The organism is Variimorphobacter saccharofermentans (genome assembly GCF_014174405.1).
GTDB lineage: Bacteria > Bacillota > Clostridia > Lachnospirales > Lachnospiraceae > Mobilitalea > Mobilitalea saccharofermentans.
In genome coordinates, this window is sequence record NZ_JACEGA010000001.1 from 1,712,723 (window position 1) to 1,728,960 (window position 16,238).

At 38.6% G+C, this 16,238-nt stretch carries 13 protein-coding genes; all 13 read left to right on the top strand.

Translation table 11 applies throughout. From position 1 onward, the window contains the following. Nucleotides 1–22 precede the first annotated feature (22 nt). The 13 genes from ychF (at nucleotide 23) to ftsZ (ending at nucleotide 16,160) form a co-directional block, all read left to right on the top strand. Nucleotides 23–1,117, top strand: a complete 1,095-nt coding sequence (gene ychF / locus H0486_RS07485) for a redox-regulated ATPase YchF (protein WP_228352403.1) — start codon at nucleotides 23–25, stop codon at nucleotides 1,115–1,117. Between the two features lie 39 nt (nucleotides 1,118–1,156). Continuing rightward, the gene (lgt, locus tag H0486_RS07490; RefSeq protein WP_228352404.1) at nucleotides 1,157–2,089 is read left to right on the top strand and encodes a prolipoprotein diacylglyceryl transferase; all 933 of its coding nucleotides are present in this window, start codon (nucleotides 1,157–1,159) and stop codon (nucleotides 2,087–2,089) included. Between the two features lie 531 nt (nucleotides 2,090–2,620). Beyond that, complete coding sequence (mraZ, locus tag H0486_RS07495) at nucleotides 2,621–3,049, top strand: division/cell wall cluster transcriptional repressor MraZ (protein WP_228352405.1); 429 nt, start codon at nucleotides 2,621–2,623, stop codon at nucleotides 3,047–3,049. 44 nt (nucleotides 3,050–3,093) lie between these two features. Beyond that, entirely contained in the window at nucleotides 3,094–4,029 is a 936-nt protein-coding gene (gene rsmH / locus H0486_RS07500; RefSeq protein ID WP_228352406.1) for a 16S rRNA (cytosine(1402)-N(4))-methyltransferase RsmH, read from the top strand. 63 nt (nucleotides 4,030–4,092) lie between these two features. Beyond that, a complete protein-coding gene (locus H0486_RS07505) occupies nucleotides 4,093–4,569 on the top strand; it encodes a septum formation initiator family protein (protein WP_228352407.1) in 477 nt (158 codons plus the stop codon). Nucleotides 4,570–4,632: 63 nt separating this feature from the next. Beyond that, nucleotides 4,633–6,810 (top strand): penicillin-binding transpeptidase domain-containing protein, encoded by a 2,178-nt coding sequence (locus H0486_RS07510; protein ID WP_228352408.1) that lies wholly within the window; start codon nucleotides 4,633–4,635, stop codon nucleotides 6,808–6,810. A gap of 97 nt (nucleotides 6,811–6,907) precedes the next feature. Continuing rightward, the gene (locus H0486_RS07515; RefSeq protein ID WP_228352409.1) at nucleotides 6,908–8,857 is read left to right on the top strand and encodes a penicillin-binding transpeptidase domain-containing protein; all 1,950 of its coding nucleotides are present in this window, start codon (nucleotides 6,908–6,910) and stop codon (nucleotides 8,855–8,857) included. 91 nt (nucleotides 8,858–8,948) lie between these two features. Then, nucleotides 8,949–9,917: a phospho-N-acetylmuramoyl-pentapeptide-transferase gene (gene mraY, locus H0486_RS07520; protein WP_228352410.1), complete on the top strand. Its 969-nt coding sequence runs from the start codon at nucleotides 8,949–8,951 to the stop codon at nucleotides 9,915–9,917. A gap of 19 nt (nucleotides 9,918–9,936) precedes the next feature. Then, entirely contained in the window at nucleotides 9,937–11,295 is a 1,359-nt protein-coding gene (gene murD, locus H0486_RS07525; RefSeq protein ID WP_228352411.1) for a UDP-N-acetylmuramoyl-L-alanine--D-glutamate ligase, read from the top strand. 70 nt (nucleotides 11,296–11,365) lie between these two features. Beyond that, a complete protein-coding gene (locus H0486_RS07530) occupies nucleotides 11,366–12,508 on the top strand; it encodes an FtsW/RodA/SpoVE family cell cycle protein (protein ID WP_228352412.1) in 1,143 nt (380 codons plus the stop codon). A gap of 74 nt (nucleotides 12,509–12,582) precedes the next feature. Beyond that, nucleotides 12,583–13,863 (top strand): UDP-N-acetylglucosamine 1-carboxyvinyltransferase, encoded by a 1,281-nt coding sequence (murA, locus tag H0486_RS07535; protein ID WP_228352413.1) that lies wholly within the window; start codon nucleotides 12,583–12,585, stop codon nucleotides 13,861–13,863. A gap of 46 nt (nucleotides 13,864–13,909) precedes the next feature. Then, a complete protein-coding gene (locus tag H0486_RS07540) occupies nucleotides 13,910–14,665 on the top strand; it encodes a cell division protein FtsQ/DivIB (protein WP_228352414.1) in 756 nt (251 codons plus the stop codon). Nucleotides 14,666–14,921: 256 nt separating this feature from the next. Then, a complete protein-coding gene (gene ftsZ / locus H0486_RS07545; protein ID WP_228352415.1) occupies nucleotides 14,922–16,160 on the top strand; it encodes a cell division protein FtsZ in 1,239 nt (412 codons plus the stop codon). Nucleotides 16,161–16,238: the final 78 nt, after the last annotated feature.

The following is a 16,238-nucleotide window of genomic DNA, read 5'->3' on the forward strand; positions in this document are numbered from 1 at the left end:
TAGTTGAGGAAGGAAGACACGAATGAAATTAGGTATAGTAGGCTTACCCAATGTCGGTAAGAGCACACTTTTTAACTCTTTGACAAAAGCAGGAGCGGAATCGGCTAATTACCCCTTTTGCACCATTGATCCGAATATAGGAATTGTTCCAGTGCCGGATGAAAGGCTGCAGGTATTGGGCGATTTATATCAGTCTGAAAAGATTGTTGCGGCGACCATTGAATTTGTTGACATTGCAGGATTAGTTAAAGGAGCATCCAAGGGAGAAGGACTTGGCAATCAGTTCTTGTCCAATATTCGTGAGGTAGATGCCATTGTCCATGTAGTAAGATGCTTTGAGGATGGCAATGTAATTCATGTGGATGGTTCTGTTAATCCTTCAAGAGATATCGAGACCATTAATTTAGAGTTGATCTTCTCTGATTTAGAGATATTGGAACGTAGAATAGCCAAAACTGCAAAAGGTGCTAAAAATGATAAGGCATTGGCTGAAGAACTGAATCTGTTGGAGCGCTTAAAGGTATTCCTGGAAGAAGGAAATATGGCAAAAGCCTTTCCGGCGGAGGAAAAAGAAAGCGAATTAATCAAAAGCTATAATCTTTTGACTGCAAAACCAGTGATATATGCTGCCAATGTCAAGGAAGAAGATTTGGCGGATGATGGTAGTAGTAATGCCTATGTAAATGAGGTTAGAGATATTGCTTCAAAAGATAATTCAGAGGTATTTGTGATCTGTGCACAGATTGAGCAGGAAATAGCGGAGTTGGATGAAGAAGAAAAGAGAATGTTCTTAGAGGAGCTTGGATTAAAAGAGTCTGGTCTGGAGAAACTAATCAAAGCAAGCTATCGGATCCTTGGATTAATCAGTTATCTGACAGCCGGACCAAAGGAAACAAGAGCTTGGACTATTGAGGTAGGTACCAAGGCACCACAAGCGGCAGGTAAGATTCATTCCGACTTTGAACGAGGATTTATTCGTGCCGAAATCGTAAATTATCATAACTTAGTGGAATGTGGTAGTTACAATGCAGCAAAGGAAAAGGGACTTGTTCGCTCAGAAGGAAAAGAATATGTTGTCCAGGATGGGGATGTAGTGTTATTCCGGTTTAATGTGTAATGATGTATTGAATGGATTATATTGGAAAGTGGTGAGGATATGCGTATTGTACTTAATACCGATATTAACTTTCCGAATTTGGGATTAAAATTGGAGAATGTTCTCTCAGGATTTGATGTTTTCGGTTATCGTATTGCATTCTATGGAGTTGCTATTGGAATAGGAATGCTCCTTGGGTGGTTCATAGTAGAATGGATGGCGAAACGGACCGGGCAGAATTCGGAAATCTATCTGGATTTTGCATTAATTGCGATTGTAACATCAGTGATTGGTGCAAGACTGTTTTATGTTGTTTTTGCATGGGAGACATTTGCTGATAATCCACTATCCATATTTAATCTTAGAACGGGTGGATTAGCGATATATGGTGGTATTATTTCTGCTATCATAACGGCTTTTATCTATTGTAAGATAAAAAAATACTCGTTTTGGCTTTTAGCGGATACGGCCTGTGTGGGCTTAATCACCGGGCAGATTATCGGTCGATGGGGCAATTTCTTTAATAGAGAAGCATTTGGAATGTATACGAATGGTCTCTTTGCAATGCAACTGGATCGCCGGGATGTTTCCTATGTGTTCAGAGAATCCACGTCGATAACTAAATTAAAAGATATCTATGCCGGAAAGAAAGCCGCCTTTGATCGTATTATGGAGATAAGAAATAATATTGTTAAGGTGGACGGAGTGGATTATATCCAGGTTCATCCTACTTTTTTGTATGAATCTGTATGGAATTTCTGCTTGTTGGTAATCCTGGTACTCTATACAAAGCATAAGAAATTCGATGGAGAAGTAATATTATTATATTTAATCGGTTATGGGTTGGGTCGAATATGGATTGAGGGACTAAGAACGGATCAGCTATTCCTGTGGGGAACGCCCATTGCAGTATCGCAGCTCCTTTCCGCAGTTCTTGTAATTAGTGCAATAGTAATAATGATATGTAAGAGAAGAAAATTATCTGCAAAGTAATCTATATTTCTCTGTATTCCTAATAAGATCAGGGTGTTAAATGTCAATCAACTATAATTCAATGAACAATAGCGCATATATATTCAGATGGTGAAGACAGGCTCAGGCGATCGACTAATCAATCAGATTGAACAGTAGATTTCGCTTGAAGGTTAGGCGAGTCCAGATGAATATATATGTGCTATTGTTATTTCACTGCTTAAGTATGTCTTTTAATACCCTAATCCTAGTAATAAATAGATATAGGACTAATTTCCCGGTATTTCTTTTTTGCCTATATATTGACATATTTTGTTCGATTTCTGCGTCGAGTACAAGATATTGTAATTTGAAGTTGAAATAATGTGCAAAGCCCATTAATATTAGGGTTTTTTGCACTCTTTTTTTTTATTTCATACTTGATTAATTCCCTATTTTAATATAAAATGTACTCATAAGTGGTGAGAAGTGGTGGAAAGTGGAGTGAAAAGCCATTAAAGTGGTACAAGCTTCATGATTTACCAAGGTATAGGATGAAGAAGGTGCAGCCATATGTTTATGGGGGAATTCAATCATTCGATTGATGCAAAAGGAAGAATAATTATACCATCAAAATTCAGAGAAGACTTAGGGGATGAATTTGTTATTACCTTAGGTCTGGATGGTTGTTTGTTTGCATACCCCAATGAGGAATGGAAGACCTTCGTTGAAGAACTTAGAAAGCTGCCTGGAACCATGGAAGCGAGAAAATTACAACGATATTTTATGGCAGGTGCAGCTGCATGCGAAGCGGACAAACAGGGTAGAATACTAATACCCGCAAAGCTGAGAGAAAGTGCAGGATTAGATAAAGATATCGTTTTTGTTGGTGTATTAAACAAAATCGAGATTTGGAGTAAGGAACGTTGGGATAGTAATAACGATTATGATGATGTAGATGCTATTGCGGAACGTATGTCGGAATATGGTATTAGTTTCTAAGCTTTTCGGCATAGAAGGTATAGAACATCTATTGGAGGCACAGTATGGGGTTTGAGCATAAATCGGTATTGTTGTATGAAACCATTGAGAATTTAAATATAAAGCCGAATGGGATTTATGTAGATGGAACCCTTGGTGGAGGCGGTCATTCCTATGAGATCGCCAAGCTTCTGACAACGGGGAGATTAATCGGGATTGATCAGGATGAAGCAGCAATTAATGCGGCAGGAGAACGACTAAGTCAATTTAAAAATAATGTAACGATTGTTCGGAGTAATTATAGTGAAATTAAAAGGGTACTAACCGAAATTGGAGTTCATAAGGTAGATGGGATTTTATTGGACTTAGGAGTCTCTTCCTATCAGCTGGACACTCCTGAGAGAGGCTTTTCTTACAAAGAAGATGCTCCGCTGGATATGCGAATGGATACCAGGAATACGAAGACGGCCAAGGATATCGTTAACACCTATAGTGAGATGGAATTATTCCGGATCATTCGAGATTATGGTGAAGATAACTTTGCTAAGAACATAGCAAAGCACATTGTTCGTATGAGGGAAGAAAAGCCGATTGAGACTACTTACGAATTAACGGAAGCAATTAAAGCGGCAATTCCTATGAAGCTTCGGGTAAATACAGGACATCCGGCAAAAAGAACCTTTCAGGCAATACGAATTGAATTAAATCAGGAACTTGAAGTATTAAAAAATACATTACAGGATATGATAGAATTATTGGCACCGGGTGGACGATTGTGCATCATTACATTTCATTCTTTGGAGGATCGAATTGTTAAATCCAATTTTAGAATGAATGAGAACCCATGTACCTGTCCTCCGAACTTTCCGGTATGTGTATGTGGAAAGAAGCCATTAGGTAAAGTGATTACACGAAAGCCAATACTTCCTTCTGAACAGGAACTATTGGAAAATAAAAGAGCTAAGAGTTCGAAATTAAGAGTTTTCGAAAAGATATCATAGGATAACATAATAACTATAGCTAATATTAAGGACAAAATATTAAGGGAGAGAGGAGTTTCTTGCATGGACACAAAAAGAAGACCATATCAATATAATGCAGGGACAAGCTACGTAGAAGGCAATACGGTACGTAAATTAAATGCTGCTCCTAATATTCATAGAGAGCAGCCATTAAGTGTGCCATCTCCTCACAGACAGATAAAAAGACAGCCAGTTTCCTCAGGTATGACCTTAGCATCACTGTTGGTGTTGACGATTGCAATTATTGCGACCGTCTATGTATGTGTTGATTATTTAAAGCTTCAGTATAATGTCAATCAGATGGAAAAATCCATTATTACCTTAGAACGTGAAGTTACTGAGATGACAAAGGTAAATGATGCAGCATATGAAGATATTAATGAGACGTATGATTTGGAATATATTTATGAGGTTGCAGTCAACGATTTAGGTATGGTATATCCCAATAATAATACGGTAATTACTTATGAGCCTAGTGAAGATGGGTATGTCAGACAGTTCGAGGATATCCCGAAGTAAACCTTCCTTCCTATTACTAAGTTACTAAGATTAAATCCATTCTGCATATGAGGTTATAGAATCATGGAAAAATCGACGGGCAAGATAACTAAAAAATTCAATTCACGAATGCAAGCAAGACTATTGCTTGTTTTTTGTGTTGTTACTTTACTTTTAATGGGATTAATGGGCAGGTTAATTTATATCATGCAGGTGGATGGAGAACGGTACGCTAAGCACGTATTGTCAAGACAATCCTATGTTAGCGCTGTTCTACCATACAAAAGAGGAGATATTTTAGATCGAAATGGAACCGTATTAGCTCGAAGTGAATTACGGTATCGTCTCATCTTAGATCCTAGTCGTCTGATATTAAATGAGGAAAGTATTGATCCCACGTTAAAAGCAATTGAGAAATATTTTGGTATCGAAACGGCAATTGTGAAAGATATCCTGGATAATAAGCCTAATAGTCAATACACCATTGTGACGAAAAATCTGAAATATGACGAGGTATCACAGTTTGAAGCTTTCATGGAAGAAAATTCAGAGATAATGGGTGTATGGTTTGAAGAGGAGTATGTCAGAACCTATCCGAATAACACTTTGGCTTGTGATATCATTGGCTTTACCTCTGCAGATAATATTGGATTTTGGGGAATTGAGGAGTATTATAACAACGAGTTAAATGGGACAAACGGAAGAGAATACGGATATTATGATTCCAGTCTTAACATAGAACGTATTGTTAAGAAAGCAGTAAATGGAAATTCTATTATCAGTACAGTGGATTCCAATGTTCAGCGCATTATTCAAAAGCATATTCGGGAATTCAATGAAGAGTTCGGTAGTAAGGGCATAGGGGTTGTGGTGATGAATCCAAACAATGGTGAAATCCTTGCAATGGCTTCAAATGCAGAATATGACTTGAATAATCCGAGAGACTTGACGCCCTTTTATACAGAAAACGAAATTGAGGGTATGAGTAAAGAGGAAATAACCTCTGCACTCAATTCCATTTGGAAAAATGATATTATCAGTAGTAGCTTTGAACCAGGTTCTACCTTTAAACCGATTACAATTGCAGCTGCTTTAGATGAAAATCTGGCTACGAATAATAGTACATATGATTGTGATGGTGTGGAAAAGGTGGGAGATAGAGATATCCACTGCAGTAATCGTTACGGTCATGGCACATTGACACTGGAAGAGGCATTAATGAAATCCTGTAATGATGCATTAATGCAAATTGTTATGAAGGAAGGAAGAGATATATTCTACCAATATGAAACAAACTTTGGAATTGGTAGTAAGACCGGTGTTGATTTGCCAGGTGAAGGCCAGGGTATTATATTCGAGAAAGAAAAGCTCAATGCAACTGAGCTCGCAACCAGCAGCTTTGGGCAAGGTATCAGTACCACCATGCTACAATTGGCTTCCGCTTATTCATCTATGGTCAATGGAGGATATTACTATAGACCCCATGTAATGAAGCAAATCGTAAACGATAATGGTGCAATAGTGAGAGAATACGATAAGTTATTAGTACGTCAAACAGTTTCCGAAAAAACATCGGAATTAATGCAAAAGTATTTGTACCGGACAGTGGAGGAGGGAACTGCAAAAGGAGCCAAGGTAGAGGGCTACGCTATCGCAGGAAAAACTGGTACTGCTCAGAAACCTCCTTATAAGAATAAGAAATATATCGTATCCTTTTTAGGACATGTTCCGGCAATTAATCCTGAGATAGTAATCTATGTCATGATAGATGAGCCACAGAATGTGGAAAAGCAAGCCGATAGCTCCATAGCAACAAAGTTCGCAAGCAGAATTTTAAAGGAAATATTGCCAGCTTTAGGCATCTTCCCTGAAGGAGAAATCGATTATCTCCTTGAGGAGGATGTCACAGAAGAAGGAAGTACGAATGAGACGACTCCATTAGAAGAAAATATTCAAAATGATGAGTCGACCAGTACCAAACCACCTGTTAATAATGGTAATGTAACCAATAATGAAAATGACCCGAACACTGATACTACAGGGGAAGAAGCACCTTCTGCAGATGACAAACCGAAGAATGAAGGGGATGAAGGAGGAACAGCGGATACAGTGGGAGATAGCGAGGATCGGAACGATATTTCAGAAGATGATGAGAATGATGACAATATCGAAAACATAGATACTCAGGATGAGAACGGGGGACTTACGGATGGGGAGAGTAGCCCTGATGAGGACGAGTTTAATCCGGATGCACTGGAGTAAGATACAGAATGCTGATGTACCCTTGCAACGAAATAATGAATAATCGCAAATCCTTTGTAATAAAATGAAACGATAAGAGTTGTAGGGTAATGATAGAATGGCCAGAAATAGGACATATAATCGTCGAAATATGTTAATTGTTGTTACGATTGTTATCGGAATAACCTTTGGTCTCCTAATCCGGTTAGGATACCTGATGATATTAAAATCGGAAGACTATGCTGCACGTGCACAGGCCTTGCATGAGAGAGAACGAGCTATAAAGGCAGAAAGAGGAAGCATTTTTGATCGTAATGGAGTTGAAATAGCAACCAATAAGCCGGTTTGTACTATATCAGTAATTCATGCACAGATCAAGGATCCAGAACGGGTAATTGAAGTATTGACGAAGGAACTTGGCCTGAGTGAGGAACGTGTTAGGAAAAGAGTTGAGAAGCGATCCTCCATCGAGAGAATTAAGTCCAATGTAGATAAAGAAATTGCTGATAAAATCAGAGAATATGATTTGGATGGGGTGATGGTGGATGAGGATTATAAACGCTATTATCCCTATGACAGCCTTGCATCCAAGGTGATTGGCTTTACTGGAAGTGATAATCAGGGGATTATCGGTTTGGAAGTGAAGTATGATGAATTTCTTAAAGGAATTGATGGAACGATACTAACATTGACAACTGCCTACGGTGTGGAGATAGAGAATGCAGCAGAAGATCGAATAGAACCACAACCGGGGAATGATTTATACATAAGTCTGGATGTAAATATCCAGCGTTATGCCGAACAGGCAGCACTTAAGGTAAAGCAGGCAAAGAATGCGAAAAGTGTAAAACTAATTGTTATGAATCCGCAAAACGGTGAAATATATGCAATGGTGAATGTTCCAGAATTTAGCCTCAACGATCCCTATACCTTAATCGATGAGATTAAAGCGCAATATGAGGGAGAGACACTGAGTGAGGAGAAGCTGAACGAATTGCTGAATGGTATGTGGCGTAATGCCTGTATCAGTGACACCTATGAACCTGGCTCCGCCTTCAAGATTGTTACAGCGACAGCAGCTTTAGAGGAAGGAGTCGTTAAGCTGACGGATCCGTTCTTTTGTCCGGGCTATAAGAAGGTAGAGGATCGAATTATACGTTGCCACAAAGTGGGTGGGCATGGGAGCCAGAATTTTGTGGATGGAATAAAGAATTCCTGCAATCCGGTGTTCATGGAAATAGGAGCCAGGGTTGGGGTTGAAAAAATGTATATGTATTATAAAAAGCTGGGTTTGTTTCAGAAAACAGGAGTTGATCTACCGGGTGAAGCAAACTCCATTATGCACAAAATGGATAATATTGGAGCGGTTGAGCTTGCTACGATGTCCTTTGGTCAGTCATTTCAGATTACTCCACTGCAGTTGATGACTGCGGCCAGTGCCATCGTAAATGGAGGAACGCTGGTAACACCTCATCTCGGGGTAGAAATCAGAACTCCGGACGGCACAAGAGTTCAGGCCTTGGATTACAATACAAGTAGTGGCAGAGTATCAAAAGAAACTTCTGAGACGATGAAAATGCTTCTCGAAGCCGTAGTTTCTGATGGCACAGGAAAAAGAGCATATTTACCTGGCTTCAAGGTTGGCGGAAAGACTGCGACATCGGAGAAATTACCACGAAGAACCGGAAAATACATATCTTCCTTCATCGGATTTGCTCCAGCGGATAATCCACAGGTAATGGCATTGATTCTAATTGACGAACCAACCGGAATATATTATGGAGGAACCATTGCTGCCCCGGTTGTATCGGAATTATTTGATAATATCCTTCCTTATATGGGAGTGGAAGCAAGCTATACGGAAGAAGAAATTGCAAAGTATAATATTGGTACCTTTCAAATGCCGGACTTCATCGGGAAAACGAAAAAGGAAGTAAAGGATTTGCTGAAAGTATATGATTTTGGAGAATTATATCCTCTGGGGGAGGGCGAGATTGTAATTGAGCAATTTCCTCTTCCAGGAGAAACGATTGAGAAAGATAGTGACATAATTCTTTATTATAATTAGTATTGTTTTTTAAAAACTAATAAAGTATAATAGCTTAGTTGGAAATACATAAGCGTGGAAAATGTGCAAAAGCACTTAAATGGAGGATGCTATGAATTATTCGGTATTTAAAGTGATATTGCCTGTTATTATATCGTTTGGAGTTTGTGCGGTTCTTTGCCCGTTATTAATTCCGTTCTTAAAGAAATTGAAGTTTGGTCAGTTCGTTCGAGAGGAAGGACCTCAATCTCATTTAAAAAAGTCCGGAACCCCGACTATGGGCGGTATTGTTATCGTTTTAAGTATTGCAATTACTTCTTTATTATATTTAAAGAACTATACGGATATCATCCCGATTCTGTTCTCAACGATCGGATTTGGAATTATAGGCTTTATGGATGACTATATCAAGGTTGTAATGAAGAGATCCATGGGATTACGAGCTTGGCAGAAGCTTCTAGGGCAGATATTGGTAACTGCAATTCTTGGGTTCTATCTGATTAATTTTACGAATGTAGGTACCTCCATGTTAATACCGTTTTCTGGTGGTAAGTATTTGGATGTGTCCTATTTATTTGTACCATTCTTCTTCATCATTGTACTTGGTACTGTAAATGGTTCAAATTTTACGGACGGACTTGATGGATTAGAATCCAGTGTCACAGTGTTAATTGCTACGTTTTTCTCAGTAGTTGCAATTGGCCTAAAAAGTGATATCTCTCCAATAACCGGAGCAGTTGCAGGAAGTCTACTGGCATTCTTATTATATAATGTATATCCCGCAAAGGTATTTATGGGAGATACCGGATCCCTTGCGCTGGGCGGGTTTGTTGCGGCCACAGCTTATATGTTGCAAATGCCGTTATTTATTCCGATCGTCGCTCTGGTATATCTGGTAGAGATTATATCGGTTATGATACAGGTGAGTTATTTTAAAACTACAGGAGGAAAACGCTTCTTTAAGATGGCCCCGATTCATCACCATTTTGAATTGATGGGGTGGCCTGAGACAAGAGTTGTTGCAGTGTTCTCAGTAATTACTGCAATATTATGCTTAGTTGGTTTGATGGGAATCAATTAAAGGATTTTTGGAGGAAGTTATGCAACTAAAAGAGAAAAGAGTATTCGTATTCGGAGCCGGGAAGAGCGGTATTTCTGCTACAATTTTATTGCAAAAACAAGGTGCTTATGTAATCCTTTACGATTCCAATACAATACTTATCAAAGAAGACTTTGCAGATAAAATTGATATAAATCATAATTTTCAACTGGTAACCGGAGAGGTATCAGAGGAATTGATTCGCTCGTTGGACCTTTTAGTGATTAGTCCGGGAATTGCTATTGACAGCCCGCTGGTGGAGAGAATTAAGGCAGAGAATATTCCTGTTTGGGGAGAAATAGAGCTGGCTTATCGTATTGCAAAGGGTAAAATTGTTGGCATTACCGGAACGAATGGGAAAACGACCACTACAACCTTAGTTGGTGAAATTATGAAGACCTATTTTAATGAGGTATATGTCGTTGGAAACATTGGTATTCCTTATACTGATATAGCCATGGATACTACACAACAGGCGGTTAGTGTAATTGAGCTGAGTAGCTTTCAGCTGGAAACGATTCATGATTTTAAGCCAGATGTAAGTGCCATATTGAACATAACCCCGGACCATTTGAATCGCCATCATACCATGGATAATTATATCGCTATGAAGGAAAATATCGCAAAAAATCAGACAATGAATGAGATATGTGTACTTAACTATGAAGACGAGACTTTGCGGACAATGGCATCCAGATTAAAAACCAGAATCCTCTTTTTCAGCAGCGCTAATGTGTTGGAGGATGGATTGTATCTTCAAGGAGATCAGATCATATATTCTGATCATGGAGAGAAGCAGGTTGTCTGCAATGTAAAAGAATTAAAGATATTAGGAAAACATAATTATGAGAATGTTATGGCTGCAGTGGGAATGTCAGTGTCAATGGGTGTTCCTATGGAATATATCAGAAAAGCGGTTCTGAACTTCAATGCAGTGGAACATCGAATTGAATTCGTTGAAAAAATCAATGGAGTAACCTATTATAATGACTCAAAGGGTACCAACCCGGATGCAGCTATTAAAGCAGTGCAGGCTATGATCAGCCCTACGATTGTAATCGGAGGCGGATATGATAAGAAAATTCCTTTTGATGATTGGATCGAAGCCTTTGATGGAAAAGTAAAGTATCTGGTGCTCTTGGGACAGACAAAGGATCAGATTGCAGCAACTGCAAGAGAACATGGATTCCATAATATTATCATGGTGAATGATCTTCGTGAAGCAGTTAAGGTCAGTGCAGAGAAGGCAGAGCCTGGTGATGCTGTGTTATTATCACCTGCCTGTGCAAGCTGGGGAATGTTTGATAATTATGAACAGCGAGGCAGAATGTTTAAGGAATATGTAAGAGAATTGATGTAAAAAAGCTGATACAGGTGTGGAGTACAAAAGTTTTCATAATGAAGTAATTAAGTAAGTCGGGAGTGAAACTATGGCCAGAACAGCCGGAGATGTGAATAAAAGAAAAATACATAGCTACTATGATTATAGCTTATTATTTCTCATACTGTTCCTCGTATGCTTTGGTTTAGTTATGATCTATAGTACCAGCTCCTATAACGCACAGAGAATATACGGGAATCCCACTCATTTTCTGGAAAAGCAGGCATTATTTGCCGGTGCCGGAATTCTGATTATGATTTTTGTATCCAAAATTGATTACCGTTTATATATTAAGAATTTGCCGATTATAAGAATAAAACCGATTACGCTATTATACTTTTTCTGTTTATTATTACAGACGTTGGTATTAATCATTGGACCGGATGTTAAGGGATCCAGACGTTGGATTGATTTAGGCCCTCTGGGGCGTTTTCAGCCATCGGAGTTAACCAAGATTGCGGTTATATTATTTACGGCATATATTGTATATCTGGCACCTAAAAAGCTGGATAAATTCCTAGGCTTTATTAGAGTAGTGCTTTTTATCACACCTCTTCTTGGATTAATTGTTATTGAGAATTTCTCAACAGCACTAATCATTGGTGTTATTATGGTTGCTATTTGTTTTGTAGCCAGCAAGAAGAAGGCTTACTTTATTATATCCGGATTATTATTCGGTGCGTTGGGTTCCATCTTTGTATTTTTTGTTTCTTATCGTTCCGAACGAATTAAGGTTTGGCTGAATGTGGAAACAGAGCCTAAGGGATATCAGATATTACAAGGATTATATGCCATCGCTTCAGGAGGCATATTCGGAAAAGGCCTTGGAGAAAGTATGCAAAAGCTGGGATTTATTCCGGAATCCCATAATGATATGATTTTTTCGGTAATATGTGAAGAGTTGGGCTTATTTGGAGCCTTTGCTCTGATTGTTCTATATATTTTGCTGATATGGCGAATTTTTATTATTGCTATCAATGCCACCGATTTATATGGTGGATTAATTGCTACCGGTGTGCTTGCCCACCTTGCTACTCAGGTGTTAATTAATATAGCTGTTGTTACCAATACCATACCATCCACTGGTATCCCCCTCCCATTTATCAGCTATGGAGGAAGCTCTATCATGGTGCTTTTGTTTGAAATGGGGATTGTACTAAGTGTATCCAATCAAATTAAGGGGGAGCGGTAAAATAACACTAATCACGCGGACGAGTGGGAATACATATAGTGGTATTATATTTCCTACATTGTCTGAGGTGTACTATGTCAAGTATCAAGGTCATCGGTGGAAAGGAATTAAAGGGTGAGCTAAGAATACAAGGTTCAAAGAATGCAGCATTACCAGTAATAGCTGCTACTATTTTGAATAAAGGAATTACAATACTGAAGAATTGTCCCAAAATACTAGATGTCTTTCATATGATTAAAATACTGGAAGAGCTAGGATGCCAAACCGCCTGGGACGAAGATACACTGATGATTGACAGTAGTAAGGCTTCTATAACACATGTATCCGAAGATTCTGTTCAAAAAATGCGTAGCTCCATACTTTACCTGGGAGCAATTCTTGGTAGATTTCATGAAGTAACGATTGCATATCCGGGAGGATGCTCCATTGGAAAACGTCCAATTGACTATCACCTGAATGCGATTAAAAAAATGAATGTTACGCAGGAATTTTTAGGAGAGGAGGACAGAATCATACATTGTTATACTGACAGAATAGTTGGAAATGACATATTCTTAGAATTTCCAAGTGTCGGTGCCACTCAAAATGTTATTCTGACTGCTGTGTTATCCGAAGGTGTAACACGAATATTTAATGCTGCTAGAGAACCGGAAATTACGGAATTATGTAACTATCTAATTGAAGCAGGTGCAAGGATTTGCGGCAAAGGAACAGCCTTTATTGAGGTGGAGGGGGTAAAACAGCTACATGATGTATCCTTTACACTATCACCGGACCGCATCGTTGCAGGAACATATATGGCGGCTATCGCAGCAAATAAAGGAGAAGGAATCCTAACCAATGTACCGGTAAGATATATTGATGCAACCATGCGGATGCTTAGAAAAACAGGATGTACGATTGAGAGTACGGAAGATACAGTAAAGATATCTAGCAAACATAGACCAAAATCAATTGATCTGCTAAAGACGCAGCCCTATCCTGGATTTCCCACCGATATGCAATCCCAACTCATGTCTGTGTTGTGTTTTGCGGATGGAACAAGTACTATCGTAGAGGAAATATTTGAATCAAGATATCAAAACGTCAATGAATTACAAAAGATGGGAGCTATTATTGCCCTGGATAAAAAGGACAATTCGGCTATTATTACAGGAGTGGAGAGGCTACACGGAGCTGTAGTTAATGCACATGACCTTAGAGGAGGAGCGGCACTTGTAATAGCTGGTTTAGCTGCAGAAGGCACAACGATCATTCGTGATGCCACTTGTATAGAACGAGGGTATGAGGATATATGTAGAGATTTTACTGCATTAGGGGCTACAATCAGTTATTGCAGTGAAAATGCCACTTAAACATATTCGAATACATGAATTTACGTTTACCGTCATGGAGGGAATCATGAACAGGAAGAAACCGAAGAAATCAGATAATGTACTTTGGAGATTATGCCGTAAAGCGGTTCTTCTATTATTAATAATTGGTATACCTTTCCTGTTCTTTACTAGTACTTTCCAATTAAAAAAGATTGATGTGGTTGGCAATGAGCGATATACGAAGGAACAGATAACGGAGCAGTTACTTCAGTCAAAGCTTGATTCGTATACGCCGATACTGTATATGAAGTATCGTTACTTTACACAGTTTCATTATCCATTTGTTGAGAAAATTGATATGGAAATGGTGGATAATCATACAATCACTGTCTATGTGTATGAAAAGCAGGTAGCCGGTTGTGTGGAATTCATGGGTGAATACTTATACTTTGATAAAGATGGGATTGTGGTGGAGAGTTCGTCCAGCCAAATTGAGAATATACCTATGATACAAGGACTTGAGTATAATAAGATTATTTTACATGAGAAGCTTGAGGTACAAAAAGACGAGCTGTTTGATGTAATAATAAACCTAACACAATTAATTCATAAGTATGATCTTGATGTCGACACCATTACATTTAATAAAGCATCAGAAGTTACAATTGATTGTGGAGGCATCAAGGTACTGCTTGGAAAGAAAAGAACCTATGATGAAGCGTTATCCGAATTGAAAAATATTATGGCTGAGGCAGAAGGGATGGATATCATCATTGATATGTCTAATTATGTAAAAGGGACAGATCATATTATTGCAAAACCGAAAAAAGCTACAGAATAGATAAAAAACTCCGAAATAATTAATAATTTTTAAAAATTTTGCTTGATTATTTGGGAATTTAAAGATATTATATAAAGTAGGATTAGCAAACACCATAAATTGTATGTGATAGATCTTTTATCCCATTATAATGTGGTTTTGGAAGAAAAATGGAACAATACATAATACAATATAGAATAGGTTGGAAGCAAGATGAATTGTCTGGGAATTCACTTGTCATTTTTAGAAAAGATTACGATTAAAGGAGGAATTGACCTTGCTTGAAATAAGAACAAATGAGGCGGATACCACGGCTAAAATACTCGTTATCGGAGTAGGGGGAGCTGGTAATAACGCCGTTAATCGAATGATAGAAGAAAATATCCTAGGTGTTGAGTTCGTTTGTGTCAATACGGACAAGCAGCATTTAAAGAATTGCAAGGCTCCGTTATGTATACAGATCGGAGAGAAGCTTACAAAAGGTCTTGGAGCTGGTGCTCAGCCTGAGATCGGACAAAAAGCTGCAGAAGAGAGCAGGGAGCAATTAGCTGAGGTTATTAAAGGCGCTGATATGGTATTTGTTACATGCGGAATGGGTGGCGGAACCGGAACCGGAGCTGCTCCGGTAGTAGCTCAGATCGCGAAGGATATGGGTATTTTAACAGTTGGTATTGTAACGAAGCCTTTTAAGTTTGAAGCAAAGCAACGAATGACTAATGCGATCAGCGGTATTGACCGGCTGAAAGAATATGTGGATACCTTAATCGTAATTCCAAATGATAAATTATTAGAAATCGTAGATAGAAGAACCACAATGCCGGATGCGTTACGTAAAGCAGATGAGGTCTTACAACAGGGTGTACAGGGAATTACCGACTTGATTAATGTCCCTGGTCTTATTAATCTTGACTTTGCCGATGTTCAGACGGTAATGAAGGATAAGGGAGTTGCACATATCGGTATTGGTACGGGTACCGGTGATGATAAGTGTATTGATGCTGTTAAGCAGGCAATCACCAGTCCTTTATTGGAGACAACTATTCAAGGTGCATCCCATGTGATAATTAATATATCAGGTGATATCAGCCTTGTTGAAGCAAATGAAGCAGCTACCTTAGTGCAAGAGCTGGCAGGAGATTCTGCTAACATTATATTTGGTGCGATGTTTGATGATGTAAATCCGGATACGGCTACTATTACTGTCATTGCTACCGGATTAGACGGAAGATCAAAGGAAGTTGTTAAGACACCGGACTTCTTAAGACATTCTACTGGATCCTCCATGAGACCTTCCATGAAACCAGAATTGAATCGTCCATTTAATACTAGCAACACTTATAGTGGGACAAGCTCAGGTACAATGTCACAGTCACCATATACATCTCAGCCGAGCTATCAGACAGATCCTACAAGACGTCCGATTAGTCAACCTGCAAAAGCACCGACAAATACCAATACAGATCCAAGCGGAATTAAGATCCCGGAATTCTTGCAGAAGAACCGCCACAATAAGTAATAACGGTATTGGACAAGATAAATATCATAGAAAAATAATTATACATAAGAGATTAAGGCTGTCAGATTATTTAGCAAT

Excerpts from the sequence above, each read along its gene's own strand:
- H0486_RS07510 (WP_228352408.1), top strand. The coding sequence starts at position 4,633 with ATGGAAAAATCGACGGGCAAGATAACTAAAAAATTCAATTCACGAATG.
- mraZ (WP_228352405.1), top strand. The coding sequence starts at position 2,621 with ATGTTTATGGGGGAATTCAATCATTCGATTGATGCAAAAGGAAGAATA.
- murA (WP_228352413.1), top strand. The coding sequence starts at position 12,583 with ATGTCAAGTATCAAGGTCATCGGTGGAAAGGAATTAAAGGGTGAGCTA.
- rsmH (WP_228352406.1), top strand. The coding sequence starts at position 3,094 with ATGGGGTTTGAGCATAAATCGGTATTGTTGTATGAAACCATTGAGAAT.
- H0486_RS07540 (WP_228352414.1), top strand. The coding sequence starts at position 13,910 with ATGAACAGGAAGAAACCGAAGAAATCAGATAATGTACTTTGGAGATTA.
- H0486_RS07505 (WP_228352407.1), top strand. The coding sequence starts at position 4,093 with ATGGACACAAAAAGAAGACCATATCAATATAATGCAGGGACAAGCTAC.
- H0486_RS07530 (WP_228352412.1), top strand. The coding sequence starts at position 11,366 with ATGGCCAGAACAGCCGGAGATGTGAATAAAAGAAAAATACATAGCTAC.
- mraY (WP_228352410.1), top strand. The coding sequence starts at position 8,949 with ATGAATTATTCGGTATTTAAAGTGATATTGCCTGTTATTATATCGTTT.
- murD (WP_228352411.1), top strand. The coding sequence starts at position 9,937 with ATGCAACTAAAAGAGAAAAGAGTATTCGTATTCGGAGCCGGGAAGAGC.
- lgt (WP_228352404.1), top strand. The coding sequence starts at position 1,157 with ATGCGTATTGTACTTAATACCGATATTAACTTTCCGAATTTGGGATTA.
- ychF (WP_228352403.1), top strand. The coding sequence starts at position 23 with ATGAAATTAGGTATAGTAGGCTTACCCAATGTCGGTAAGAGCACACTT.
- H0486_RS07515 (WP_228352409.1), top strand. The coding sequence starts at position 6,908 with ATGGCCAGAAATAGGACATATAATCGTCGAAATATGTTAATTGTTGTT.